This is a genomic window from Cutibacterium sp. LaCa_89 (assembly GCF_058177555.1).
This window is the reverse complement of sequence record NZ_CP190889.1, coordinates 826,669-852,202: the sequence shown is the minus strand read 5'-3', so window position 1 is coordinate 852,202 and position 25,534 is coordinate 826,669. Positions and strand designations below refer to the sequence as shown.

Sequence of the window (25,534 nt, the reverse complement as noted above, 5' to 3'; positions counted from 1 at the left end):
GGTCCAAGGGTGTTCACAATCTTAGCTCTACGCACACCCCTCACGATACCGCCCGACATCGCGGGAACCCGACTCAACGAGCCTCTCAGCGCCGGATGTACACCAGACGTTCATCCATGATGCACGGATGACCACAGCCGACTGAGCGACTGTTCAGGCTTGCCTCACCACATCCAGCGCGTGCTGAAGATCCTCGGACGGGTCCGAGCGGAACGTCACCCATTCGCCACGTCCTGGATGGGTGAATGACAGTTCCGCGGCATGCAACCACTGCCGCTCCAGCCCCAGTTCCTTGGCCAGCACCGGATCACACCCGTAAAGCGGATCTCCACAGCAGGGATGTTTGACGGCTGCCATGTGCACCCGGATCTGGTGGGTTCGACCGGTCTCGAGATGCACCTTGAGCAGGGTCGCGTGACGGAAGGCCTCGATCGTCTCGTAGTGAGTGACGGAGTGACGCCCGCCGTCGACGATCGCCATCTTCCAGTCGTGACGATGATCACGACCGATGGGGGCATCGATCGTTCCCGTGAACGGATCGGGATGTCCCTGGACAAGGGCGAGATACACCTTGTCAACGGTTCGGTCCCGAAAGGCCTGCTTCAACAAGGTGTAGGCGTGCTCACTTTTGGCGACCACCATAAGACCGGAGGTTCCGACGTCGAGGCGCTGCACGATACCCTGACGCTCCGGCGCCCCACTCGTGGAGATCGCGAATCCAGCGGCCGCCAGATGCTCGATGACGCTGGGACCATCCCAACCCAGAGACGGGTGAGCGGCCACACCAGCCGGCTTGTCAACGACGACGATGTCAGAGTCATCGTGAACGATTCTCATCCCCTCGACGATCTGAGGGGTGATCGACGGGGTGGCGACGGGATCCGACAGATCGATGTCGAGCATCTGTCCCATGGCGACGCGAACAGACGCCCGGGACACCTTCTGCCCGTCCAGGATGACCAACCCTTCCTCGATGAGATCGGCAATCCGGGATCGCGACACCCCGCTCATCCGAGCAGCAGCGACATCAACCCTCTCTCCGTCAAGACCATCAGGTACCAGCAGGACGCTCACATCTCCTCCTTTTCGTCGCGCTCCCCTCGTACATTGTCATCCGTCGCATGGCCTTCACCGTCGTGGCGGCCGAAGATCGACACCAGCACGACGAGGATCGCCGTACAGGTGATGAAGATGTCTGCGACGTTGAAGACCGCGAAATGCGGCAGGCTGATGAAGTCGACGACATGGCCACGCAATGGCCCAGGCTCCCGGAAGATGCGATCGGTGAGGTTGCCGCAGATACCAGCAATGAGCATTCCGCAGGCGATGAGGGACCAACGATGACGAGCCTTCGGGACCCCCCACGCACACACGACGATGAGCATCGCGATGGCAAAGACGCTGATGAGGACGGTCGCCGTCGATCCCATGGAAAAGGCAGCACCCGGATTACGCAACAACCGCAGCGTGAAGAAACCGCCAAACCAGCTCGGCGGATCGTCGGGGTCAAGATGAGCGACGGCCTTCGCCTTGGTCCATTGGTCAAGGCCATAGCCAGCCACCGCGATGACGACCATCACCAGACGCCAACGCCTGAGCTGCGCTCCTGTCAGCGCAGTCGGATCAGTGGGAGAGATCACCGGCGCTCTTCGCGCTGCTTGCACTTGACGCACATGGTGGCTCGCGGGAAGGCCTGCAGACGAGCCTTTCCAACGGCCTTGCCACAGGACTCGCAGGTACCCCAGGTACCCTCGTCGAGCAGCTGGAGAGCGAGCTTCGACTGGTCGTAGACGGCACGGGCGTTGCGGGTAACGGAGATCTCTTGGTCACGCTCGAACTGGGAGGAACCAACGTCGATGGTGTCCATGCCGGCACCGTCGTTGCCCTGCTTCATGAGATCGGCAAGGTCATTCTCGGCCTTGGCAAGGGCGGTACCCATCCTGTGAACATCCGACTCCAGGGCGTCGATGATCTCGCGAACCTCATCGGCCGTCCATGGCTCATCGCCGTCGCGCACCGGCAGGGAGGCGGCGATGGCCTCGGCATCGTGATCTGACATGGAACTCTCCATCGTCATGCGGGGATCGTCCCCGGCTTGGTGGTGTGTGCCGCTCATGTCATCACCTACGTGGGGGTGCATGAACTGTGGGCAGACATTACACCCATGCCACTCACCCGTCATCCTCGTCGCCGGCTCCGAGGTTGGCCACCAGATGAACGACGCCGTGCCCCTGTCATGTGACCGGGGCACGGCGTCTTGGAAAGTGTGTCGTGTCAGTTCTGCTGCTGGCCGCGGCCAATGAGAGCGTCGAGACGCGGGGTGGAGGAATCACCCGGAGCAACGCGGTTCTCCGACTTGAGCAGCTCGGGCAGCTCGGCGGGCTCGAAGACGCCATTCTCCAGGTTGTCAGCCTGAGCACGCAGGTGGGAGGTGAGGGCATCGCGGTAGCTCGCCTCGAAGGAGCGCAGGTGGTCGACATTGCCTGCCAAGGTGTCACGCTCGGCCTCGAGCTCGCGGAAGAGCTCGGTGCGGCGGGTCTGGGCATCGGCATTGACCTTGTCAGCGTCGCTCTTGGCGTCCGAGGTCATCTTCTCGGCATTGACGCGGGCGCTGGACTCGATGCGCTCGGCACGGGTCTGGGCATCGACGGTGAGCTCGTGAGCCTTGGTCTCGGCAGCCTGAACCTTGCGACCGGCCTCCTCCTCAGCCTCGTGGACGACACGCTCGGCGTCGGCGAGGGCCAGCTCAACCATGCGGACCACGGCCGGAGAGGCCTCGGCGCTGGTGGTCACGACAAGCTTCTGGACGCCATCCTCGGTGGTCGCCGACTGCTGCTGGGCGACCGAGGAAGTACGGCTACGGGCGGCAAGGGCCTGGGCATCACGCAGCTGGGCGCCAAGACGCTCGTTCTCGCTGCGCAGGCGAGCAACCTCGGCCGGGTCGATGCCCTGACCCGGGCGCTGGGTGGCCCGACGCAGCTCCTCGATCTCGGACTGCAGGGAAGCCTTCTCCTGCTCGATCTGGTGGGCGCGGTTCTCGGCCTCCTGCTGGGCGGCCTTGGCACGATCGACCTCACCGGAATCAACCGCCGGACGATCATTCTGTTGGGAGCGCAGCTCCTCGATCTGGGCACGGAGGTGCTCGTTCTCGTCGACGAGCTCCTGATCGGCCTTCTGCTCACCCTGGTCGCCGGGCCTAAGGGCCTCGACCTGGGCCTTGAGACGCTCATTCTCGTCGGTGAGGGTCATGAACGCCGCTTCAACCTTGTCGACGAAATCATCGACTTCAATGGCGCGGTAGCCCTCGCCGGGGCGTTTGACCATCGGGAAACGAACCTTGCGCACCTCTTCGAGGGTCAGCGTCATTGTGCACTCCAAGATGTCGGGAACAGTCAGGACCCGTGAGGCGGACCGTATGGTCCGGGGTGGACACGAGATGCTGACAAGGTTACTCCACCGCGCCGCTCGCGTCACTCGGGAGGCTCAACCTCACCTTCGGGGTATGGCCAATACTCCCTCACCAGAAGACGGCGACAACCAGCTTCTGAAGGACAGCCAGCAGGACGAAAACGATGATGAACCCAACCGAGAATCCAACATTGCCGAACCTCACCGGCGGCACAAGTCGATCAAAGAACTTGATCGGCGGATCCGTGATCGTGTAGACGATCTCAAACACCACTGCCAATGCGCCGTGCGGCTCGAAATCGCGCACCAGCAACGGCACCCAAGACATGAGCATCCGCACGATGAGCAACACCGTGTAAATCTGAATGAGCCACGTGAGAATAGTCCCGGCCAGGATCATGGCTGACTCCGTCAGGACTGGTTGAAGAACCCGCCACTGGCGATGCGGGCCTTGTCCTCCGGGGTGACATTAACATTGCGCGGGCACAGCAGGAAGACCTTGCTCGTCACCCGCTCGATGGTTCCGCGCAGACCGAAGATGAGACCGGCAGCGAAATCGACCAGGCGCTTGGCGTCGGCGTCGTCCATCTCGGTGAGGTTCATGATGACGGGAATGCCGTCACGGAACTGCTCGCCAATCGTCCGAGCCTCGTTGTAATTGCGCGGATGGACGGTCAGGATGCGGTTGATGTCGGCGATGCTCGGCTCGTCGAGCTCCGGGCGACGCTGCTGGACCGCCTTGTGTTCCCTGCCGCGCTGCCCGGTGGAGTCGTGATGATGCAACTGGGTCACCTCCGAAGATGGCTCGTACCCGTCGTCGGAGTAGACCTCCGTGGTGAGCTCCTCGTCCGGAAGATCCTCCTCGTCGTAGCGACGATCGTCGACAATGCCGACGTACGAGGCGATCTTCCTGCCGATTCCTGCCATCTGGAGCTCCTTCTCGTGGGTGCGTCCCCAAGACGGGGATCTCACCATTCAAGCCTGCCACGGATATTGCCACGGTTTGACGAGACACGCGAACTGCTGACACATCATGGACCGGCGAGATCCGTCCTCACCGAGGGTTGGAAGTCCTCCACACCAGGCCGACAAGACGTCCCGCACCGTGATCCCTCCGGTGGGAGAACAGATCTTGTCCCTCAAAGGTACAGGGGTCAAGCCCGACTGCTGCCACACCCAGGGACTCCAGCTGGACCAGGGCTCCGGCACCCAGATCAAGGGCCGGAGTCCCTCGACGAGTCACGGCCCGGGTTGCCGGGTACTCGGCCCACACCTGCTCTGCCATGTCAGCGGGGACCTCATAACAGTTGCCGCAAATATGAGGCCCCACCCATGCCAGCAGGTCAGTGGCTCCCATGTCTCGCATGGCGCTGACGGTGGCCGGAAGGACCCCCGCCAGGAATCCCACTCGACCGGCGTGAGCAACCCCAATGACACCAGTTTTCGGGTCAGCCAGCACGACGGGCATGCAATCGGCGACCCGAATGGCCAGTGCGACCCCGGGGAGGACGGTGACCATGGCATCAGCGACGGGGAGTTTCCGCTGGCCTGCGACGCGGTCTCCGAGATAGCGTTGCGGAGTCCACCCCTCGACGTCGCCAGCCCCGACTCGCCACACGGCCTTGCCGTGCACCTGATGACAGACCATCACCGGCCCAAGGCCGAGGCGGGCACGCAGCGCCTCCAGGTGCTCGAGAACGGCGGGATCCTCGTCAGTGCGTCCGAGATTGAACCCGTCGAAACCGTGGCCACCCAGGCCCCGACCGGCAGGATCGACGCGATCCGTGAAGGCGACCCCAACGCCATTGTTGGCGTCGGGGTCGATGACGAATCTCAGCACGTCACTTCAAGAAGTCGGGGATGTCCAGATCATCCTCGGGCTCATCGACCTGCGGACGCTCGTCCTGCTGCTGAACCGGCTGGTTCAACTGCTCCGGCTGGGAGGGACGATGACCGAACGGGCTGCCCTGGGTCTGCGGACGAATCGGGGTCGGCTGCTGGTTGCCGCTGCCCTGACGGTTCGCGCTGGAGGCAGATCCGGACGGGGCTGCCCCGGTACCAAAGACTCCTGCCGAGGAACGATTGCTCATTGCCGGACGGGAGGCCGGACGCTGGCTGATGCCAGGTTGCTTGGTGCTGGTGGGCTGGCCATTCTCGAACCCGGCCGCGATGACCGTGACGCGCACCTCATCGCCGAGGGCATCGTCGATGATCGTGCCGAAGATGATGTTGGCCTCGTCGTGGGCGGCGGCCTCGATGAGATTGGCCGCGCTGGCGACCTCGAACAGACCGAGGTCGGAGCCACCGGCGATGGACAGCAGCACGCCGCGAGCACCGTCGATGGACACCTCGAGCAGCGGGGACGAGATGGCCATCTCTGCGGCTGCCCGTGCACGGTCCTCTCCAGATGCACGACCAATACCCATGAGGGCGGATCCGGCATTCGACATGACCGATTTGACGTCGGCGAAGTCCAAGTTGATCTGACCCGGCGTCGTGATGAGGTCGGTAATGCCGGAAACACCTTGCATCAGCACTTGGTCGGCCTGTTTGAAGGCGTCCAGGATGGCGATCTGCTGGTCCGTCATATCCAACAACTTGTCGTTGGGAATGACGATGAGGGTGTCGACCTCGTCGCGCAGATTGCCGATACCGGACTCGGCCTGGGACGAACGGCGGTGGCCCTCGAAGGAGAACGGGCGGGTCACGACACCAATGGTCAGGGCCCCGAGGGAACGAGCAATCTTGGCGACGACGGGAGCAGCACCTGTGCCAGTCCCACCGCCCTCACCGGCGGTGACGAAGACCATGTCGGCGCCCTTGAGGGACTCCTCGATCTCGTCAGCGTGATCCTCGGCAGCCTGACGTCCCTTGTCAGGGTCCGCACCTGCACCCAGTCCTCGGGTGAGGTCCCTGCCGATGTCGAGCTTGACGTCGGCATCGCTCGTGAGGAGGGCCTGGGCATCGGTGTTGACGGCGAGGAACTCGACTCCCTTGAGCCCCGCCTCGATCATGCGGTTCACGGCATTGCAACCGCCACCGCCTACCCCCACGACCTTGATCACGGCGAGGTAGTTCTGGGATGGAATAGCCACTGGAGTTCTGCCTCACTCTTGTCTGACGGACCGGTCTAGGGCAAGGGTATGAGCACGTCAGAGGGGTGTCCAACGCCGTAGGCCACCTTGACCTCGACCCTCAACCCCGGCTTGAGACTGCTCACCGAGAGGTCGGATGCTCCGGGGATGAGACGTCGAAACGGGTTGCCTTGACATTGAGCATCGCGGCGGTGACCTTGCCCTTGAGCTCGGACTGATCCGCCGATCCCCACACCACCGTCCGCTTACCGGACAACACCACGACGATGGCGTCACGAGACTTGGCCTCGACGTGGTCGACCTGTCGCCTCAGCTCGACGGGGAAGGAATCAGCCACGGTTGCGACGTCGCGCAGCAGGGCACGATTGCCCGACGACGTCGTGGCCCACACCACCTTCGGGGTCGGCTTGGCCGTCCGGTTGAAGATCGCCCCGGTGGGATCAATCCACAGGTATCCCCCAGGAGTCTTCACCTGATACGAGACCTTCAACTCGGTGACGTCGATGACGAGGGTGTGAGGCCACTTCCGGTACACCTCAGCCTGGTGGACGATGTCCATCGAGGTGACGCGAGCAACGACCTCGTCAGTGTTGACCCGCGCCAGGGGTTGGCCTTTCTGCACCTTGGCGGCCTGCTCGACCTGGGAGACCGTGCCCAGATGCGTTCCGTGAACCTCGACGGTGTCGACGCTGAACACGGAGGAACTGCGCACCACCCAGATCGCCACCAGGATGAGGACCACCACCGCAGCGACGATTCCTGCGATGATCTGGTTGCGACGTCGGCGGCGTCGGCGTCGCAACTCGATGGCAACGTTGATGTCGGAAACCGGCATCAGGACTTGTCCTCCAGCAATCCCACCAGGACTGGACCCACCAAGGTGACGTCTCCAGCTCCCAGGGTGATGACGAGGTCGCCGGGCCGCACCTCTTCGGCAAGAGCCTCCGGGAGGTCCTGCTTGTCAGGAACGTAGCGGGAATCACCACCTGCCGCGATGACCGCATCGTGCACCATCTCGCCCGTGACCCCAGGAATCGGGTCCTCCCGGGCGGGGTACACGTCAGAAACGATGACGCGGTCAGCCAGGGTGAGGGCCTGGCCGAACTCCCCGGCGAAGTCCCGGGTACGGGAGAACAGATGAGGCTGGAAACAGGCGATGACCCTCCCCTGTCCGGTCACTGCGCGGCGAGCAGCCCCGAGAGTGGCGCGCAGCTCGGTCGGATGGTGGGCGTAATCGTCGAAGACTGCCACGTCACCGACGCATCCCACCAGCTGGAAGCGCCGCAGGGTACCTGTGAAGGCGCCAATTCCCGTCAGGAGTTCGTCATGGTCAATCCCCAACAGGGAGCCGACGCAGTAGGCGGCAGCAGCGTTGGAGACGTTGTAGCGGCCGGGAACCTGGAGTTCGATGCGACCCCGGGTGGACCCGTGGACGAGGGTGGCCGAGGCCGTCGTGCCCTCCAGGTCGAGGTCGACGAGCTGGACCTCTGCCTGCTCCGACTCACCGTAGGTGACCACCTTGACCGTTCCGGTGCTCTCCAGGCGAACCGCCAGCTCGGCCGCCCCCGGATCATCGACATTGGTGACGACATAGCGCACCTCGGGGCGGGTTGCCATCGAGATGAAGCCATCGAAGTAGGCCTGCGGGGTGCCCCAGTTGTCGAGGTGGTCAGCTTCCACATTGGTGACGACGACGATCTGGCTGGGGTACTGCAGGAAGGAGCCGTCGGACTCGTCAGCCTCGACGACGAAGACCTCCCCCCCACCCAGGTGGGCCGACTCTCCGGTGGATGCCAGCGGTGAACCGATGACGTAGGACGGCTCAGCTCCGGCATGATCGAGCATGGTGGCGACCATTCCGGTGGTCGTCGTCTTGCCATGGGTACCGGCGATCGAGACACCCTCACGACCCAACATGAGGGCAGCCAGAGCGGCCGAGCGGTGCCAGACGCGCAGGCCGAGACGATTGGCCTCCACCAGCTCCGGATTGTCAGGACGGATCGCCGAGGAGACCACGACCGTGCGAGCCCCGGCCAGATGGGCAGGGTCATGGCCCACCCAGGTCTGGACCCCAGCAGCTGCCAGATCACGCAGGTTGGCTGAATCGACCTGGTCGGAGCCGCGAACGTCCACTCCCATGTCGTGGTAGATCCGCGCCACACCGCTCATTCCGGCTCCGCCGATGGCGATGAAGTGAACCGGCCCAATGGTGCTGGGGCCGAGCAGCTCGACAGGTTCCCGCAATGACATGAGTTTTCTCCTCGAACAGTCGTCGGGTCGATCACTTCGAATTGGTGGCCGAGATCACCCGTGCCGCCATCTCCTCAGCGGCATGGGCAGGCATGAGTCCCCGTCCGGCAGCTGACATTCTGGCCAGCGCATCGGCGTCATGGATGCGCGCGGTCTCGGCGAGGAGCCGCTGGGCATCCAGTTCCGCGTTCGTGACGACGACACCAGCCCCGGCGTCAACGGCCGAGGTGGCATTGCGCGCCTGTTCGCCATTGCCGTGTGGCAATGGAACGTAGATCGTCGGCAGGCCGACGGTCGCGGTCTCCACCACTGTTCCAGCTCCGGAACGAGCCACCATCAGGTCGGCAGCCGCGTACGCACTGGCCATGTCGTCAACATATCCGACCGGCAGCCAGGCAGCTCCCGTCGTTTCATCAACGATCTTGGTGTTGCCCTTGATGTTCTTCGGGCCCACGACGTGGAGGATTTGCACACCGTCGGCAAGGAGGGTGTCACGTGCTGCGACGACGGCGTCATTGATGGCGACCGCTCCCTGAGATCCTCCGGAGACAAGCAGGGTGGGACGGTCGGTGTCCAGTCCCAGATCGGCGCGAGCGCGGGCACAACGCCCGGCTCGATCCGCGTCGCTGGAGTCTGCCAGGTCAGTGATCTGCGTGCGCAGCGGCATACCGACGAAGGTGCCCTTCGGCAACGGGGTGTCGGGGAACGCCGTACCGACGAAAACCGCAAACCGCGCGGCGATCTTGTTCGCCAGCCCGGGAACAGCGTTCTGCTCGTGAATGACGACGGGGATCCTGGCTTTCCTGGCAGCCAGGTATGCAGGCAACGAGACGTAACCGCCGAAGCCGACGACCACATCAGCCCTGCGCTGCTTGAGCACCGCACCTGCCTTCCGTACCGCTCCGGCCAACCGACCAGGAACCTTGAACAGATCCGCGTTCACCGTGCGCGGCAGCGGCACCGGAGGAATCATGTCGAGCTCGAGACCGGCCTCGGGGATCACTCGTCCCTCAAGACCCTTCGGCGTCCCGATGCAGGAGACCGTGACGCCACGCTCCTGCAGAGCCTTCGCGGTGGCAATAAGGGGAGATGTGTGGCCAGCCGTTCCTCCGCCAGCCAGAACAACGTTCACCATGGGTACTCCTCGGGGGAATGGGATATGGCGTCGAGATCAGCCACGATTACCTCCGTCGACGACACTCGTCACACGGGCGGGCTCAGTGCGTCGGGAAGCCTCAGTACTGCGCCGAGCGTCTGGCTCGGTACGGGCACACGCCAAGATGATGCCGACCGCCAACAACACCGACACCAAGGCCGATCCACCGATAGAGATGAAAGGAAGCGGCACGCCGACGACCGGCAACAGATTCAGTGAGACAGACATGTTGATGATCGCCTGGGCCGCAATCCATGCGGTGGCCGTCGATGCGGCCGAACGACGGAAGAGAGAGTCCTGGCGCATCGCCGTCCTCACTCCTGCCCACACGAGCAGGGTAAACAGCAGGATGACGCCGAGGGTGCCGAGCAGACCCATCTCCTCACCGAGGACGGCGAAGACGAAGTCGTTCTGCGCACCGTCGTAGAGTCCTCCCCACTTCTGACGGGACGCACCGATGCCGACCCCCCACCAGCCACCGGTCGCCAGGGCGTAGATCGCCGAGAGCGGCTGCTGGGAGGTCGTCGCGCCATTGTCAGGATGCAGGAAGGACAGCACGCGCTGAGCTCGGTAGGGAGTGATCGCGATGAGCATCAGGATCGCCAGCAGGCCCAGACCGATGAGAGCGCCCAAATAACGTTTCGGCACGCCGAATCCCCACATCTGCGCCAACATGATGAGTCCGATGATCATCGTCGTCCCAAGGTCTCCCTGAGCGACGACCAGCAACCCGATGACCCCATACAGCGCAAGATAAATGCCCACACCTTTGGACGTCGCCATCTCGTCTCGACGCGACGCCATGTAGCTGGCCCCGATGAGGACCAGCGCGAACTTCGCGAACTCCGAGGGCTGCAGGCTGACCGGGCCGAGAGCCAGCCACGACTGGTTCCCCTTGCCAGCGTCCGATCCCAGGGGGGTCAGCACCATTACGAGCATCAGGCAGACGACGGCGTAGGTCAGCCCGCCGAGTTGGCGCAGATGCGCTTCCGACAACCGGGACACCACCGCTGAGGCAATCGCTCCGACGACGAGGAAGAGGATCTGGCGAATGGCGAAGTGGTAGGGCCCGCGTCCGAGCGACTGGGAGTACACCGAGGACGAGGACAACCCCATCAACGCTCCGATGCCGCACAGCAGCACGGTGGTGGCGAGGATGACGTAGTAATCCAGGAAGGGTTGAGTCAGCAAGCCACCTGAGGATCCGTCACCGCTGTCGAGTCGCAGGAAGTGTGTCAGCCAGCTGGCGGGGGTCCGGCGTCGGGCTCCATTCATCTGCCGAGGAGTCCGGGTGTCGACCGACTTCTCAGCCATCAGCATCCGGCCCGTCAATCTGTCGTGCCGCGCTGACGAAGTCGTCACCGCGGGCAGCATATCCAGGCCAAATGTCGAGGCTCGCGCACCCCGGAGCCATCAAGACGGTGTCGCCGGGACGGGCCATCTCGGCCGCCTCGCGAACTGCCTTGGCCATGCATTCTCGCGACATGTCATCGATGACGACGACGGGGACATGCGGGGCGTGCTCGGCCAAGGACTTGGCGACGACGTCACGGTCGGTTCCCAGCACGATGGCTCCGCGCAGCTTCTCGGCGTGGGTGGTGACCAGGTCGTCAAAGTTGGTGCCCTTGGCCTGGCCTCCGGCGATCCACACGATGTGCTCGAAGGCGCGCATCGAGGAGTTCGCAGCGTGAGGGTTGGTGGCCTTGGAGTCGTCGACCCAGGTGATGCCACCAGCTTTATGGACGGTCTCGATGCGGTGCCCACCAAGGTGGAGGTCGCGCAGACCCTGACCCACGGCGCGGGCCGGCACGCCGAAGGAGCGAGTCAGGGCAGCTGCCGCCAAGGCGTTCTCGACATTGTGTGGGGCGAAAGGACGGACGTCATCAAGGTGGGCCAGCTCCATGGCGGAGGTCGCCCGCTGGTCGACGAAGGCACGGTCGACGACGAGATCATCGACGACACCGATCATGGAGGGGCCGGGGATTCCGGTAGTGAAGCCGATGGCGCGAGCTCCCTCGACGACATCTGCCTCCTCGACCATGTGCTCGGTCGCGGGGTCGGCGACATTGTAGACGCAGGAATTCGTCACCTGGTGATAGATCCGAGCCTTGTCAGCCGCATAGGAAGCGAAGGGGTCATCCTCGTGAGCATACCACTCCAAATGATCCTGCTGCAGATTCAGGACGGCAGCCGAGTGCAGGGAGAGGGAATTCGACCAGTGCAGCTGGAAGCTGGAAAGCTCCACGGCGAAGACGTCGTAGTCGATCTCGTCGGCCATCGCCTCCAGGATGGGCCGACCGATGTTACCGACGGCGCAGGCTCGCAACCCCGCCGCGTTGAGAATCGACTCGGTCATCTGGGTGGTCGTCGTCTTGCCATTGGTGCCAGTGATGGCAAGCCACGGGACGACGCGGTCCGGATGCATGAGACGCCAGGCCAGTTCTGGCTCTCCCCAGACTGGAATCCCCTGGAGTAGAGCACTGGCCACCAAGGACTGGGTCGGACGCCACCCCGGGGACACGATGACGAGGTCGGTGCCCTCAGGAAGTTCAGCTGCCGCCCCGGCCCCCAGTCGCACCTCGGCACCGAGCACCTCGAGCAGCCCGCCTTTGTCGCGATGACCATCGTCGTCGGAGTCGTCGAGCACGAGCACCGTGGCATCGAGCTCGAGCAGGGCGTCGGCAGCGGCGTAACCAGAAGTACCCAGACCGGCGACGACGACGTGTACTCCCGACCAGTCGAACAGCCGGTCGGCCGAGCTCAGATCAACCTTTCCGGAGAACGTCACTGTCCTGCCACCCATTCTGCGTAGAAGATTCCCAGGCCGGCCGACACGGCCAGACCGCAAATGATCCAGAACCTGATGACCACGGTCACCTCAGCCCACCCCTTCAACTCGAAGTGGTGATGCAACGGGGCCATCTTGAAAACTCGTTTTCCACCGGTGAGTTTGAACACACTCACCTGGAGCATCACCGAGATCGTCTCGATGACGAACAGTGCGCCGATGATGACCAACAGCAATTCGGTACGGCTGACGACAGCCATACCCGCAACAGCGCCACCGAGAGCCAGGGACCCGGTGTCACCAAGGAAGATCTTGGCCGGCTTCGCATTCCACCACAGGAAACCGAAACAGGCTCCTGCGATGGCAATGGCCACCACGGCGATGTCGTGCGGATCACGCACTGCGTAGCAATGGTTGCCGGCAGTAGTCGGACGCGAACACCACTGGTTGAACTGCCAGATGCTCAGCAAGGTGTAGGCACCGAAGACCATGGTGGTGGCCCCCGTCGCCAACCCGTCCAGGCCGTCGGTGAGGTTCACCGCATTGGAACTACCAGCAATGAGCAGGATCACCCAGATGATGCCCAACCAGACAGGCAGATGAAGCCAGGAGATGTCGCGCAGGAATGAGATCGCCGAGGACCCCGGAGTGACTCCGTGGGTATCCGGGAAGTACATCACTCCGATGGCGAAGGTGACGGCAACAAACGCCTGTCCAAGCAGTTTTCCCCTGGGTTTGAGGCCCAATGAGCGCTGTTTGGAGATCTTCGTCCAGTCATCGAGGAATCCGATGAATCCCAGACCGGCGAAGAGCCAGAGGACCATTACGGCTGAGAGAGTCGGGTGGGTCCAGGTCACCAGATGCGCGACGATGTAGGCTAACAGGACCGACACAATGATGACGGCACCGCCCATGGTCGGGGTGCCCTTCTTCGTCTTGTGGGTGGTCGGGCCGTCGTCGCGAATGAACTGGCCGTATCCTCTTGCGGCGAGCCAGTGGATGAACCATCGCGTGCCGACAAGGGTGCCGATCATCGACACCGCGCCGGCGAGCAGGATGTTCTTCACGCCTGAGCCTCCCTATCCTCGAACACAGCGCGCCCCACCCGTTCCAGCGCCAGGCCTCGGGATGCTTTGAGGAGAACGACATCGTGCGAGGTCCAACTTAGCGACTCAGCAGCCTCTTCCACGGTGGTGACGAACACATGTGCGCCTTCTGCGCACGCGCCGGCAGCAATGTTCTCGGCCTCGTCACCGACCGCGATGACGACGTCAAACCCGACCTGAGCAGCACGTCGACCTGATTCGGCATTGAGTTCAGGGGAATCCTTGCCGAGCTCAAGCATGTCGCCAAGCACAGCGATGCCACGGGTTTGGGGATCAGCGGCCCGGCGAGTCGCGAGGACGTGACCCATGGCTTTCAAGGAAGCAGCCATCGAGTCAGGGTTGGCGTTGTAACAGTCCTCAACCAGCACCAGGCCATCAGCTCGCTCACGCAACTGCATCCTCATGGCAGACCGCGACACAGCCTTGCTCAAGGCCTCGGCAATGTGACCGACAGTGTCCCCGTCGACAGCGCCATTGAGCTCCAGAGCTGCCAGCGCTGCAGCAGTGGCGGCAACAGCATTGGCGACCTGGTGGGCCCCCATCGTCGTCAACCGGACCCGACTGGTCCAGGTCGACTCGCCCCTGCGAACACCCAGGGTGAAGGAGTGACGATCCAGATCGTCAGAAGTGATCGACTCCGCCCACACCTCGACCTCGGCATCCGGGCGCCGGTGATCGGCATCAGGGCTGAACCATGCGATGTGGCCACTGGTCCGCGGGGCCATCCCAGCCACCAGTTCATCGGCAGCATTGAGGACAGCCCAGCCGTCAGAGCTGAGAGCCTCGACGATTTCGCCCTTGGCCTGGGCGATGACCTCACGGGATCCGAACTCGCCCAGGTGGGCGGTCCCGATGTTGAGGACCATGGCGACGTCGGGGGTGACGATGGAGGTCAGCCACGAAATGTGGCCGAGTCCGCGAGCCCCCATCTCGGAGACGAGGAATGCGGTCTCCTCGTTGACGCGGCATGCCGTTAGGGGCACGCCGATCTCATTGTTGAACGACCCCACCGGAGCCACCGTCGGGCCAAAGGCCTCGAGAACCTGGGCCAGCATGTCCTTGGTGCTCGTCTTGCCGCTGGACCCAGTGAGAGCAATGGTCCGCAGACCACGGCATCGCTCGGTGCCCACGACGTGACGGGCCAATCGAGACAGTCCGGCCTGGCCGTCGTCAACGATGAGGTGCGGCAACTGGGCGTCGGTGGCGCGCGTACCCATCACGGCAGCCGCGCCAGCTTCCTGAGCAGCCTTCGTGAAGTCGTGTCCGTCCGCCCGGGCGCCAGGCAGAGCGACGAAGAGAGCCCCCGGAGTCACCTCACGGGTGTCGATGACGACGTCGGGGCCCACCTGTGCAGAGCCGTCAACCGGTTCGGCCCCGACCCATGGGGAAAGGGTGGCAATGTCGACAACTCTCATCGTGTCTGATCCTCCTCGGCCTGCCGAGCCATGGTGCGCCATTCAGCTCGGATGACCTCACGATCGTCGAATGGCAGCACCTCGCCGCCAACATGTTGTCCGGTCTCGTGCCCCTTGCCGAGCACGCAGATGACGTCTCCGACCTCGGCCATTCTCAAGGCCTCGTTGATCGCCTCACGACGGCGTCCGCCATCGACGACGATGACACCGTCCTCGGCGGCCTCGTGGGCACCCTCCAACACCGCTGCGCGGATCGTTGCCGGATCCTCAGTACGTGGGTTGTCGTCGGTGATGATGACGACGTCGGCCCTCTCAGCCGCAACATCACCCATGGGGCCACGCTTGGCGGCGTCACGGTCTCCCCCAGCGCCCAGGACGGCGATGAGACGCCCCCCGTCGACCGAGGACCGTGCCGCATCAAGGGCGGAGGCAATCGCCTGCGGAGTGTGCGCGAAGTCGACCAGAGCGGTCGGTGAGTCAGGGCCGAGGTCGACGCGCTCCATCCGACCTGGCACCTGAGCAGACGACAATCCGTGCGCAACCTCGTCGAAGGAGAGCCCTGCGGCTTCCAGCATTGCCAGGGCCATGACCGCGTTGCGGACGTTGAACTCACCGGGCAGGGACAATTTGAGAGTGCGCTCCCCCGACGGGGTCGTGACCTCGAGGACGGCCCCGTGCGGTCCCGGATGCCACGACGTCACCTGATAGTCGGAGGGTTCGTGGATCGACGTCGTCACGGCCGTGACGCCACTGGCCTGCATCCTCTCGACGAGTTGACGTCCACGCGGGTCGTCAACGTTGATGACGCCGAGCCGGGCCAGGTTCGAGGTGAACAGACGAGCCTTGGCCTCGAAGTAATCATCGAGGGTCTTGTGGAAGTCAAGATGATCGCGACCGAGGTTGGTGAAGGCAGCGACATCGAAACGGGTGCCGTCGACCCGTTGCAGGGCGAGGGCGTGGGAGGAGACCTCCATGACGACGTCGGTCGCTCCCCTCTCAGCCATGGCACCGAAGAGACCTTGGAGATCCGGAGCTTCCGGGGTCGTCACTGTGGTACGAGCGCTCGGCAACTCGACACCGTCGAGCTGGAACCCAATCGTCCCGATCGTCCCGACGTGGCGTCCAGCAGCTCGCAGACCTGCCTCCACCAGGAAGGCCGTCGTCGTCTTGCCATTGGTACCAGTGACACCGAACATCGTCATGGCATCAGCGGGATGGCCGAAGATCTTGGCAGCCGCGACCGCCATCGCAGCCCGGGCATCCGGGACGACGATGATCGGCACACCGGCATCCGCAGCGAGGGTCGCACCCTCGTCGTCAGTGAGGACTGCCACCGCACCGGACTGTGCTGCCGAGCCAGCGAATCGAGCCCCATGGGCGTGGAGACCGTGCAGACCGACGTACAAGTCGCCGTGACGTACCTGACGGGAGTCCAGGGTGATCCCGCTGATCGCAGGACCGTTCTCATCGGCCCGACACCCGTCGAGCTCGGCCACCAGATCACCCCACGCAATGGAATTCACCTCCGAAGGCCGCAGGGCGGTGTCTGCAGGTGATGTGGGGGTGGGAGTGGGTTCAGGGCTCACGGCTGGTACTCCAAGGGTTCCTTGCGCGCTTTGTCGGTGGACGGTTGCACACCGTAGCGCGGCAGGGCGACGGACATCAGTTGCCGCGCCGCCGGCTGCGCCACCTCCGTACCTGTGTGTCCGTTGGTGGGCTGGTTGATGACGACATAGGTGAGAATACGCGGCTTCTCGATGGGAGCGACGGCGATAAATGAGGAGATGTAACCGCGATAGCAGTGGCATTGCGGGTCAACACGCTGCGCAGTACCCGTCTTTCCCCCCATTCGGTAATCCGGGATCGGTCGGCCCTTGGTCGTCGAGACGACGTTCTCCATCATGTCGCGGACCTGCTCGGAAGCCTGCTGGGAGATCACTCGGCGGGTCGTCGTGTCGGGGATCTCAGCAGGTTCACCGTGACCGTCGACAGCTGATTTGATGATCGTCGGGGAGTGGTATACACCACCGTTGACGATGCCAGCCACCGCAGCAGCCTCCTGGATCGCGGTCACCGACAACCCCTGGCCAAAGGCCACCTGGTCACGGGTGTAGTCGGGCATGTCCGGTTTGGGAATCTGGCCGTGGGCCTCGCCGGGAAGACCGATCCCGGTAGGTGCCCCTAGGCCGAAGGACTTGAGGTAGGAGGCCATGGTCCCCTTGTCGAGGTTTCGGGCGAAGAGGGTCGTCCCGATGTTCGAGGAGTGCACGAAAACACCGCGAGCGGTCAGGTGCTCGGTGCCGTGGGGCTCGGCATCCGTGATCTTGCCGCCCCCGGAGGACAAGGCCGGAGGAACGACGATGTGGGTATCGGGAGTGAGGACTCCCTGGTCGGTGAGGGCGGCCATCGTCAGTACCTTCTGGACCGACCCCGGCTCGTAGGCATCCTGGATGGTCCGATTGCGGGTCTGGCTCTCCTTGGCCTTCCCCGGCTTGTTCGAGTCGAAGGTGGGCATCGACACCATGGCGAGTACCTCGCCATTCGTCACGTCCATCATGATGATCTCGCCACTCTTGGCCTTGGCGTTCTTGATGGCCGTGCCCAGTGCCTGCTGGGCCATGAGCTGTAGCTGTGCGTCAAGGGTCAGGGCGTAACTGGTGCCATTGACGGCAGGAACGAGGGTGTTGGATCCCAGCGGGATGCGTCCCCACGTCGAAGCTTCGTAGGACTCCTTTCCGGGCACACCTGCCAAGGCCTTGTCGTGGCTGTGCTCGAAGCCGCCAGCGCCCTTGCCCTCGGCATTGACGAATCCGACGACATTGGACGCCACCTTCCCGGAGGGATAGGTGCGGATCGGGTCATTCGAGCTGAAGATCCCGTACCATTCCCCCTCCTTCATGTCCTTCTTGATGAGGTCGAAGGTGTAGCTGTCGACGTGGTGACGCACCACCGAGTAGCGGCTGAGATTGCCCTTGGAGTCGGTGGCCGTGAGAGCCTTGCGGTAATCCTCCGGACGTCCGCCGAGGTGCTTGGCCAGGATCTTGGCAATCGCCTTGGGGGCTGCAGCGGCTTTCTCCCGCTGGGTACGACTCATGGTGACCCGCTCGTCAACGCCATTGCGCGAGATCATGCGAGGGTCGACGAATACCAACACGGCCGGCTGAGTCTGCGCCATGACGGTGCCATTGCGATCAGTGAGCCGTCCGCGGTCGGGCTGCAGGTCGTATGTGTATTTCATCCGCGCGGCCGCCGAGGCCGCGTACGCAGGAGCCTCAATGGCCTGCAACTGCAGAGCGCGGCTGGCCAGACCGATCGCGAGCACGAGGAATGCCGCCATGATGATCGTCAGACGGCCTCGTTGGGAGGCCATCCGTGGGGCTGGCCTCGCGCTCGACGCAGGACGACCCGGACGGTAACCGGGGCGCAATGGCACGGATCCACGCCCGGACGCAGGCGGTCGGGCGGAACCGGGACGCCGGGTCGGATCCGTGGAACGCCGGGAATCGCTCACGGCTGACCCAGCTCTGGCTTGGCCGTTTCACCGATGAGTCCTGGTGCTTCCTTGCCGTCAACCCTCGTCTGGGTTCCCATCACCTTGCCAGTGCGCAGGTCGATGTAAGAGCCGTAGGGATTCGGCCTCATGCCGAGCTTCTTGGCCTCTTCCTGCAGGTTCTGCGGTCCTCGCAAGTGGTCGACCTCAGCCCCGAGCACGGCCTGCTGGTGCTGCAGGACGTTGAGATTGCGCGTCTCCTGGGCAATCTGCATGGACTGTGCCTGGATTGTGGTGTTGAGCACCAGGAGACCGGCCAACCCGGCAGCCAGCATGACGACGATGAGGATGGCGAAGCCGAGCCGTCCCATCCTCTGCTGCTGAACCCGCCGTGGCAGGGCTCGCAGCACCGGACGTAACGGGGCGGTACGCGCTGCGGCAACCTTGGCCGGGTGGGGACGCGGTGCTGGTTCGGCGCTCATCGGCTCTCCTTCGTCGCATGCTGAGAACTAACGGATCCAGGACGGACCCGCTCAATGACCCGCAACCGTGCTGACGCGGATCGTGGATTCGTGGACACCTCGTCGGCGTCAGGACGTTCAGCTCCTCGAGTGACAGGGCTGAACTTGGCTGCCATTGACTCCGGGACCATCGGCAGACCCGCTGGCGCGGTGTCGGCGCAAGCGTCCCGGAAGACTTCCTTGACTGGCCGATCCTCCAGTGAGTGGTAAGCGAGAACTGCCATCCGGCCGCCGACGGCGAGCCGGTCGAGTGCTCGGGGAAGTACCGCTGGAAGGGTCTCCATCTCGCGGTTGACGGCAATACGCAGTGCCTGAAAGGTGCGCTTGGCGGGATGCCCCGAACGCTTGTGCCGAACAGCGGCGGGGATCGCCTCGGTGATGATGTCGACGAGGCGTCCGGAGGTCTCAATGGGTTGACGATCCCGCTCTGCGACGATGGCCCGCACGATGCGATCGGCGAACTTCTCCTCGCCGTACTCGCGCAGGATCCGCGCCAGGTCGCCTGGGGCGGCCGCGTTGACGATCTCGGCGGCAGTACGTCCACCGGACTGGTCCATGCGCATGTCCAGCCGGGAGTCGACGGAGTATGAGAACCCGCGGCCCACCTCGTCGATCTGTAGGGAGGACAGCCCCAGATCGAGCAGCACCGAATCCACGTGCCCCAACCCAAGGTCATCGAGGACTTCGGGGAGCTCGTCATGGACGGCATGGACGAGATGGACGCGATCCCCGAACGGCTCGAGTCGCGCACCCGCCATGGCCAGGGCCTGCTTATCCCGGTCGATACCGACGAGCCGCACGTGAGGAAACTGTTTCAGAACAGCTTCGGCGTGACCCCCCATACCAAGGGTGCCATCAAGGTGAACGGGGTTCTCGCCCTCGAGGGCTGGGGAGAGAAGGTCGAGAATGCGGGTGCGCATGACAGGGATGTGAACGGCATCGCCGGCAATGGCATCGGTCGCCATGAGCATCCCCTCCCCGGCATGGTCTGCCAGCAACGTCTTCGACCGGTGTCGACGACCCGTGGTCCGGGGTTCCGTTCCGGCTGAACCACCTGGCACAGGGGAAGTTGTGTCAGGGGGCCCGGTCGGACCGGAGCCGCGGATCACGCGATCACTGTTCGGCGAAGACCTCCTCGTTCATGTCGGCGAAGATCTCCTCCTGGGCTTCGGAGTACTTCTCCCACTCGGTGGCGTCCCACACCTCGACACGGGTGATCGCACCCACCACGACGATCTCCTTGTCGAGACCGGCATAGCGCCTCAGCATCGACGGAATCATGACCCGCCCTTGCTTGTCCGGAGTGGTGTCGCTGGCACCGGCTGCCAACATGCGCTGGTAGTCACGAACCTTCTTGACACTCACCGAACCCTTGGCGATCTCCCGGGTCGTCTCCACGAAGGTTTCGGTCGGGTAGATCGCCAGACACCTGTCCTGGCCTCTGGTGATGACCAACCCGTCGTCCAACTCGTCGCGGAACTTCGCCGGTAGGAAGAAGCGGCCTTTTTCGTCGAGCTTTGGAGTGTGCGTACCCAGGAACACCGGGCACCTCCTTGCTCCACGATCGGGGCGATCTCCTCCACTTGCCTCCACCATACTCCACAATGCTCCACAAAGTCACCATCCCGACTCCTCGACCTCCACTTCCCACCACTCCCACCGCGTGATGACGCGGTGAAGTGGGTGTCAGAAATGTCAATGTGAGTCCGAGAAGGTCGTTCGCCCCTGTTCAGAGGACCGCGACAGCGAGAGGGGCATCACCGTCAGAAGGCCCGGATAGCATGGGCTCCGGTCACTGCCGTGCACGCAAGGAGGATTCCGTTGAGCCACGAAGAACCGCAGCCGGTCCATCCGGCCCATGCCCAACCCCTCGGCGACGTCGCAGCCCCAACAGCGACGATTGACGACGTGGTGGCCGTCACGAATGCCATCCGCTCGGCTGTGGCCGGGGTCATCGAGGGCAAGGACGGACGCATCGACACCGCCCTCGTGGTGCTGCTCGCCCAAGGCCATCTCCTGGTGGAGGACGTACCCGGCGTCGGCAAGACGATGCTTGCCCGTGCGCTCGGCCGCGCCATTGACTGCACCGTGCACCGCATCCAGTTCACTCCGGACCTGCTGCCCTCCGACATCACCGGCGTCAGCATCTATGACCAGGAGAAGAGGGAGTTCGTCTTCAAACCCGGCGGAATCTTCGCCAACATCGTCGTCGGTGACGAGATCAACCGGGCCTCCCCCAAGACCCAGTCCGCTCTCCTCGAGGCGATGGCCGAGCGTCAGGTCTCGGCGGATGGTCAGACTCACGTCCTTGACGCCCCCTTCATGGTGGTGGCCACCCAGAACCCCCTCGAGATGGAGGGCACCTACCGCCTGCCGGAGGCTCAGCGAGACCGCTTCATGGCCCGCATCACCATGGGCTACCCGACTCGCCCCGCCGAGCTCGCCATGCTCGAACACCACGGTGCAGCCTCACCTCTCGACGAGGTCACCCCGGTCACCGACGCCGTGACGGTTCGGGGTCTCATCTCGGCTGTTCTCGGAGTCCACGTGGCAACCGACATCCATGAGTACGTCCTGGACATTGTCGCTGCGACCCGCAGTCACGAGTCCATTCGGTTGGGGGCGTCTCCACGCGCGGCCCTCCACCTGGTTCGGGCCTGTCGCGCTCGCGCTGCCATGAATGGTCGTGACTACGTCATTCCTGACGACGTCCAGGCCCTCGCCGCCCTGGTCCTGGCTCACCGTCTGGTGCTCTCAGGACGCAGCGGGGTTGCGAGCCACGACACTGCTCGGGCAGCCGAGTCCCTCGTCAACTCAATCATGCGTCAGGTGCCGTTGCCCGAGCGAACCCATCAGGACCGATGAATTTCCCGTCGACGTCGAACTCCCCTCGCCGCTGGGGGATTCTCACCGCACGGGGTCGTGCCGTCGGAATCGTCGGCATCGTCCTGGCGGTCATCGGCTTGAGTATTGATCAACGGGACCTGGCCCGGATCGGCATACTCCTCATCCTGCTGCTCTTGGTCGCCATTGCTGTCGTGGCATGGTTTTGTCCACGGGTCCGAACCGCGCGGAGTCTGGCTCCGGTGCAGATACCGTTGGGGTCCGAGGCCGTCGAGACGGTGACGGTGGAGCGTCGTGGAGGATTGCCGCTGGGAGCGGCACGATTCACTGACACTCTGCCCGCTGCCCTGGGCCAGGCTCGGTGGTCAGCCGGAATGATTCAGACGCCCGTCGTGCCCACCACTCGTGGCCGATTCACCATCGGGCCCGTCATGATGCGTACCGTCGACCCCTTCGGCATGGCCTGTCGCCACTCCGACCTCGGGGAGACAGCGGAAGTCGTCGTGACACCGAGAATCGTCGATCTGGGCACTTCTGGAGAGCTCGGTAGCCAGGGCTTCGCCGCCAGATCCTCCGCCGTCAATGCCGGTAGGCGTGGTCCCGACGACGCCATGGTGCGCGATTGGCACACCGGGGACTCGGTGCGACGTATCCACTGGCGATCCACGGCACACCGCGGCGACCTCATGGTTCGTCGTGAGGAACAGGCCTGGAATCCGTCGGTGGTGGTCGTGCTGGACTCCCGTGCTCATCACCACGCCGGCGCCGGCCCCAACGCCTCCTTCGAGTGGGCCGTCAACTCAGTGGCGTCCATAGCCGCTCGGCTCAAGACGGACGGATACGTCACTCACGTCTGCGATTCGTCCGGTCCTCTCACCGGTGATCTCCTCGAGGCACTCGTCGACGAACCGCTACGTCCTGACATCACTCTTGATGAGGCGGTCGAATCCTGCCGCGGAATTGACGGCCCAGCCATCGCGATCCTCGGCAGGCTGGAATCGGCTGACGTCGCAGATCTCGTGGACCTGAGACGAGACCGCGTTGCTGGACTCGCTCTTGTCCTCGACGCCGACACCTTCACGGCCCGGCGGTTCCGAGGAACCGTCGAGCAGGCCGCGGAACACGAACGAGCCCTGACCGAGCTGTCCGACGCCGGGTGGACGGTTGTCCCCGTCAATTCCCGCACCTCCGTCGAGACAGCATGGCGCCAGCTGCTCCACGACGGGAGGACGGCTATCTCATGAGCAATCCACGTCGCGCTGCCCAGCCTGAATCCCGGCTCTCGGAATTCCTCGGACCGGTCGAGCAGCCACCCGAGTACTCCCACGGGGTGGCGATCCATCTTGCGGTCGCGCTAGCCATGATTCTGGCAACCCTGTCGCTGTCGGATCTCACCGCCGACCCCTGGTACTGGGTCGGACCGACGGCCATCATCGTCGTCATCGAAGCCGTAGCCCTGCTGTGCCGACGTCATCGTTGGGACCACGCCGAGGTGCAAGGCGTACAAGCCGTCCTCGTCCTCGTCATCGCCGCCGTGATGGGAGGAATCTGCGCATCCACTGCCGGTTCGTCAGGCAGTTTCCCGTTCAACTTCCTGCATCTCTACCGAGACACCATCACCCTCATCCAGACAACCGACGGCCCGCTGCCCCCGTCGATCGGCGTCATCTGGTTGGTGACGACAGTGGTCGGCGTCCTCACCGTCGTGACGGATCTGCTCACCATCACCTTGGAGAGCCCGGGCTGGTCCCTCGCCCCGCTGTTGGCAACACACCTCCCCGCTGTCCTGACAGCCACCAGCGATGCCCCGTGGTGGAGTTTCACCTTGGTCGCAGCCAGCTGGCTCCTCATCCTCGCCGTCGATCACGCACTGCGCGACGGCGGCCGACTGACCGGACCGTCAGCGGTCATCGTCGGAGCCATCACCATCGCCCTCGCGACGGTTCTCGCGACCATCGCCCCGGTGTGGGGCCACGTCGACCTGGCTCGCCCGTCAGGAGCCTCCTCGGCCCCGGTGCACATGAGTGATCCCACCATCGATCTGCGCCGAAACCTCCACAACAAGTCAACGGCGTCGGTGATCGACTACATCACCAACAGTCGTGACGGCGAGTACCTGCGCATGACCTCTCTGCCCAAGATGACGGATCGAGGGTGGGGACTCGTCCCGGTCAACCTGGAGCACTCTGCTCCCGGAAAGGTTCCGGGACTGACCGGTCATTCGCAGACCCGCACCGTCGACGTCACCGTCAACGGCTTCTCATCGCAGTACCTTCCGGCTCCTTACGGTCCGATCGATGCTGACGTCGACCAGACCTGGGCCTGGGACCCCGACAGTCTGACGATCGTCTCGACCTCTGCCGATCGCGACCACGCGACTGACGACATGCAGTACAGCATCTCCGCCCAGGAGCCGGACCCTGATCCAGCGACCTTCGACGAGGCGAAGGCCGGCATTCCTGACGGCACGGTCTACACCGATGTCCCGGACGCAGCGCCTACTGACATCAAGGAGCTGACACACCGAATCGTCAGGGGGAAGACCGCCCCGGTGGCCAAGGCCATCGCCGTCCAGAACTGGTTACGTGACGACTCCCGGTTCCATTACGACATCAACGCCCCCGAGGGTAATGGCTTCCAGGTGCTCGAGACCTTCTTGCTGCGGACCCACCGGGGATACTGCATTCACTTCGCCGCGTCGATGGCTCTCATGGCCCGCATCGAGGGGATTCCATCACGGGTTTCCATCGGATTCCTCCCCGGGAGTCACAAGGGCGACAGCTGGAAGGTGCGTGCCAACCAGATGCACGCGTGGCCGGAACTGTACTTCCAGGACTACGGATGGGTGAGGTTCGAGCCGACTGCCGCGGTGGCCCTGGCACCGGCCTGGACCCGTAAGGCCGCAGCCACACAGTCTCCCACTCCGACCCCGTCGGCCAGCCCGATTCCCTCGGCCCAGTCATCCGCATCGACGTCATCGACGCCGCCTCCCACGGCGTCCGGCACCCCGACAGCGTCGAGCAGCCCGATTCCCGTCAACAGCACTGAACACGGCGGCGTTAACTGGCCGCTCCTCCTCGGAGCGCTGATCGTCCTGCTCCTGCTCGTCGTGCCGATGCTCACCCGCATCCTCATCTCGCGGCGCCAGAATCTTGAGCGGGTCGGCAGCCGACACCTGGCAGGAGCTACGCGGACTGTGGATTGACCATGGATTGCCCTGGCCCGATGGCACGCCTCGTCACCAGGCGACCGCCTTGACCCAGGACATGGACGAGTCCACTGCGCAGGCGGTGAATCGGCTGGCCTTGGCCGAGGAAAGGGACCGCTGGTCGGGCAGGGAAGGTCGTTACGACTCGATGGCTTCCGACCTCATGACGGCCAAGGACTGGCTCGGAAAGATGCACACCCCCAAACCACACTGGTTGGCTGTCTGGATGCCGACATCCCTCTTCATGAGGTGA

At 64.0% G+C, this 25,534-nt stretch carries 22 protein-coding genes and 1 pseudogene; 3 read left to right on the top strand and 20 right to left on the bottom strand.

Translation table 11 applies throughout. The annotated features are described in order from the left end of the window. Positions 1-153: 153 nt before the first annotated feature. From ACP8LP_RS03975 to mraZ, 20 genes are all read right to left on the bottom strand, one after another. Complete coding sequence (locus ACP8LP_RS03975; RefSeq protein WP_252908386.1) at positions 154-1,074, bottom strand: RluA family pseudouridine synthase; 921 nt, start codon at positions 1,072-1,074, stop codon at positions 154-156. Continuing rightward, complete coding sequence (locus ACP8LP_RS03970) at positions 1,071-1,577, bottom strand: signal peptidase II (protein ID WP_063279995.1); 507 nt, start codon at positions 1,575-1,577, stop codon at positions 1,071-1,073. The genes ACP8LP_RS03975 and ACP8LP_RS03970 overlap by 4 nt, the downstream gene beginning before the upstream one ends. A 59-nt stretch (positions 1,578-1,636) precedes the next feature. Beyond that, positions 1,637-2,116, bottom strand: a complete 480-nt coding sequence (locus ACP8LP_RS03965; RefSeq protein WP_004811792.1) for a TraR/DksA family transcriptional regulator — start codon at positions 2,114-2,116, stop codon at positions 1,637-1,639. A gap of 158 nt (positions 2,117-2,274) precedes the next feature. Beyond that, on the bottom strand, positions 2,275-3,366 hold the full coding sequence (locus ACP8LP_RS03960; RefSeq protein WP_016667326.1) for a DivIVA domain-containing protein: 1,092 nt from the start codon (positions 3,364-3,366) through the stop codon (positions 2,275-2,277). A gap of 151 nt (positions 3,367-3,517) precedes the next feature. Then, positions 3,518-3,808: a YggT family protein gene (locus ACP8LP_RS03955; protein WP_016667325.1), complete on the bottom strand. Its 291-nt coding sequence runs from the start codon at positions 3,806-3,808 to the stop codon at positions 3,518-3,520. A gap of 11 nt (positions 3,809-3,819) precedes the next feature. Next, entirely contained in the window at positions 3,820-4,335 is a 516-nt protein-coding gene (locus ACP8LP_RS03950) for a cell division protein SepF (RefSeq protein WP_015582987.1), read from the bottom strand. A gap of 127 nt (positions 4,336-4,462) precedes the next feature. Then, positions 4,463-5,248: a purine nucleoside phosphorylase YfiH/LACC1 family protein gene (locus tag ACP8LP_RS03945; protein WP_016667324.1), complete on the bottom strand. Its 786-nt coding sequence runs from the start codon at positions 5,246-5,248 to the stop codon at positions 4,463-4,465. A 1-nt stretch (position 5,249) separates the two neighbouring features. Next, positions 5,250-6,503, bottom strand: a complete 1,254-nt coding sequence (ftsZ, locus tag ACP8LP_RS03940; RefSeq protein WP_004811797.1) for a cell division protein FtsZ — start codon at positions 6,501-6,503, stop codon at positions 5,250-5,252. Positions 6,504-6,624: 121 nt separating this feature from the next. Next, the gene (locus tag ACP8LP_RS03935; protein WP_063279996.1) at positions 6,625-7,338 is read right to left on the bottom strand and encodes a cell division protein FtsQ/DivIB; all 714 of its coding nucleotides are present in this window, start codon (positions 7,336-7,338) and stop codon (positions 6,625-6,627) included. Then, positions 7,338-8,753 (bottom strand): UDP-N-acetylmuramate--L-alanine ligase, encoded by a 1,416-nt coding sequence (murC, locus tag ACP8LP_RS03930; RefSeq protein WP_063279997.1) that lies wholly within the window; start codon positions 8,751-8,753, stop codon positions 7,338-7,340. The genes ACP8LP_RS03935 and murC overlap by 1 nt, the downstream gene beginning before the upstream one ends. 31 nt (positions 8,754-8,784) lie before the next feature. After that, positions 8,785-9,888 carry an undecaprenyldiphospho-muramoylpentapeptide beta-N-acetylglucosaminyltransferase gene (murG, locus tag ACP8LP_RS03925; RefSeq protein WP_015582992.1) on the bottom strand — a complete coding sequence of 368 codons (1,104 nt, stop codon included), beginning with the start codon at positions 9,886-9,888 and terminating at the stop codon, positions 8,785-8,787. Between the two features lie 36 nt (positions 9,889-9,924). Beyond that, complete coding sequence (ftsW, locus tag ACP8LP_RS03920; protein WP_171048592.1) at positions 9,925-11,100, bottom strand: putative lipid II flippase FtsW; 1,176 nt, start codon at positions 11,098-11,100, stop codon at positions 9,925-9,927. Positions 11,101-11,215: 115 nt separating this feature from the next. Further along, entirely contained in the window at positions 11,216-12,712 is a 1,497-nt protein-coding gene (murD, locus tag ACP8LP_RS03915; RefSeq protein WP_063279999.1) for a UDP-N-acetylmuramoyl-L-alanine--D-glutamate ligase, read from the bottom strand. Next, on the bottom strand, positions 12,694-13,764 hold the full coding sequence (gene mraY, locus ACP8LP_RS03910) for a phospho-N-acetylmuramoyl-pentapeptide-transferase (RefSeq protein ID WP_016667320.1): 1,071 nt from the start codon (positions 13,762-13,764) through the stop codon (positions 12,694-12,696). Before mraY ends, murD begins: the two co-directional genes overlap by 19 nt. After that, on the bottom strand, positions 13,761-15,218 hold the full coding sequence (locus ACP8LP_RS03905; RefSeq protein ID WP_016667319.1) for a UDP-N-acetylmuramoyl-tripeptide--D-alanyl-D-alanine ligase: 1,458 nt from the start codon (positions 15,216-15,218) through the stop codon (positions 13,761-13,763). Before ACP8LP_RS03905 ends, mraY begins: the two co-directional genes overlap by 4 nt. Next, a complete protein-coding gene (locus tag ACP8LP_RS03900) occupies positions 15,215-16,804 on the bottom strand; it encodes a UDP-N-acetylmuramoyl-L-alanyl-D-glutamate--2,6-diaminopimelate ligase (RefSeq protein WP_016667318.1) in 1,590 nt (529 codons plus the stop codon). The genes ACP8LP_RS03905 and ACP8LP_RS03900 overlap by 4 nt, the downstream gene beginning before the upstream one ends. Then, positions 16,801-18,588, bottom strand: a complete 1,788-nt coding sequence (locus ACP8LP_RS03895) for a peptidoglycan D,D-transpeptidase FtsI family protein (RefSeq protein ID WP_016667317.1) — start codon at positions 18,586-18,588, stop codon at positions 16,801-16,803. The genes ACP8LP_RS03900 and ACP8LP_RS03895 overlap by 4 nt, the downstream gene beginning before the upstream one ends. 137 nt (positions 18,589-18,725) lie before the next feature. Next, positions 18,726-19,079, bottom strand: coding sequence for a cell division protein FtsL (gene ftsL, locus ACP8LP_RS03890; protein ID WP_036976532.1), 354 nt, complete (start codon positions 19,077-19,079; stop codon positions 18,726-18,728). 107 nt (positions 19,080-19,186) lie between these two features. After that, positions 19,187-20,200, bottom strand: a complete 1,014-nt coding sequence (gene rsmH, locus ACP8LP_RS03885; RefSeq protein WP_036975872.1) for a 16S rRNA (cytosine(1402)-N(4))-methyltransferase RsmH — start codon at positions 20,198-20,200, stop codon at positions 19,187-19,189. A gap of 142 nt (positions 20,201-20,342) precedes the next feature. Continuing rightward, positions 20,343-20,771, bottom strand: coding sequence for a division/cell wall cluster transcriptional repressor MraZ (gene mraZ / locus ACP8LP_RS03880; protein ID WP_015583001.1), 429 nt, complete (start codon positions 20,769-20,771; stop codon positions 20,343-20,345). A gap of 279 nt (positions 20,772-21,050) precedes the next feature. On the opposite strand from mraZ, the gene ACP8LP_RS03875 reads away from it, so the two are divergent. The 3 genes and pseudogenes from ACP8LP_RS03875 to ACP8LP_RS03865 all read left to right on the top strand — a co-directional run bounded on the left by ACP8LP_RS03875 (position 21,051) and on the right by ACP8LP_RS03865 (position 25,534). Next, entirely contained in the window at positions 21,051-22,094 is a 1,044-nt protein-coding gene (locus tag ACP8LP_RS03875) for an AAA family ATPase (RefSeq protein WP_016667315.1), read from the top strand. After that, positions 22,091-23,317, top strand: coding sequence for a DUF58 domain-containing protein (locus tag ACP8LP_RS03870; RefSeq protein ID WP_016667314.1), 1,227 nt, complete (start codon positions 22,091-22,093; stop codon positions 23,315-23,317). The genes ACP8LP_RS03875 and ACP8LP_RS03870 overlap by 4 nt, the downstream gene beginning before the upstream one ends. Beyond that, a pseudogene (locus ACP8LP_RS03865) lies at positions 23,314-25,534 on the top strand (transglutaminase TgpA family protein). Before ACP8LP_RS03870 ends, ACP8LP_RS03865 begins: the two are co-directional and overlap by 4 nt.

Coding starts and splice junctions, on each gene's coding strand:
- rsmH (WP_036975872.1), bottom strand. CDS start 20,200: ATGCTCATGGCGACCGATGCCATTGCCGGCGATGCCGTTCACATCCCT.
- ACP8LP_RS03870 (WP_016667314.1), top strand. CDS start 22,091: ATGAATTTCCCGTCGACGTCGAACTCCCCTCGCCGCTGGGGGATTCTC.
- ACP8LP_RS03905 (WP_016667319.1), bottom strand. CDS start 15,218: ATGAGAGTTGTCGACATTGCCACCCTTTCCCCATGGGTCGGGGCCGAA.
- murD (WP_063279999.1), bottom strand. CDS start 12,712: ATGGGTGGCAGGACAGTGACGTTCTCCGGAAAGGTTGATCTGAGCTCG.
- ACP8LP_RS03955 (WP_016667325.1), bottom strand. CDS start 3,808: ATGATCCTGGCCGGGACTATTCTCACGTGGCTCATTCAGATTTACACG.
- ACP8LP_RS03935 (WP_063279996.1), bottom strand. CDS start 7,338: ATGCCGGTTTCCGACATCAACGTTGCCATCGAGTTGCGACGCCGACGC.
- ACP8LP_RS03970 (WP_063279995.1), bottom strand. CDS start 1,577: ATGGTCGTCATCGCGGTGGCTGGCTATGGCCTTGACCAATGGACCAAG.
- murG (WP_015582992.1), bottom strand. CDS start 9,888: ATGGTGAACGTTGTTCTGGCTGGCGGAGGAACGGCTGGCCACACATCT.
- ACP8LP_RS03960 (WP_016667326.1), bottom strand. CDS start 3,366: ATGACGCTGACCCTCGAAGAGGTGCGCAAGGTTCGTTTCCCGATGGTC.
- ACP8LP_RS03950 (WP_015582987.1), bottom strand. CDS start 4,335: ATGGCAGGAATCGGCAGGAAGATCGCCTCGTACGTCGGCATTGTCGAC.
- ftsL (WP_036976532.1), bottom strand. CDS start 19,079: ATGGGACGGCTCGGCTTCGCCATCCTCATCGTCGTCATGCTGGCTGCC.
- ACP8LP_RS03965 (WP_004811792.1), bottom strand. CDS start 2,116: ATGAGCGGCACACACCACCAAGCCGGGGACGATCCCCGCATGACGATG.
- ACP8LP_RS03895 (WP_016667317.1), bottom strand. CDS start 18,588: ATGGCCTCCCAACGAGGCCGTCTGACGATCATCATGGCGGCATTCCTC.
- murC (WP_063279997.1), bottom strand. CDS start 8,753: ATGTCATTGCGGGAACCTGTCGAGCTGCTCGGCCCCAGCACCATTGGG.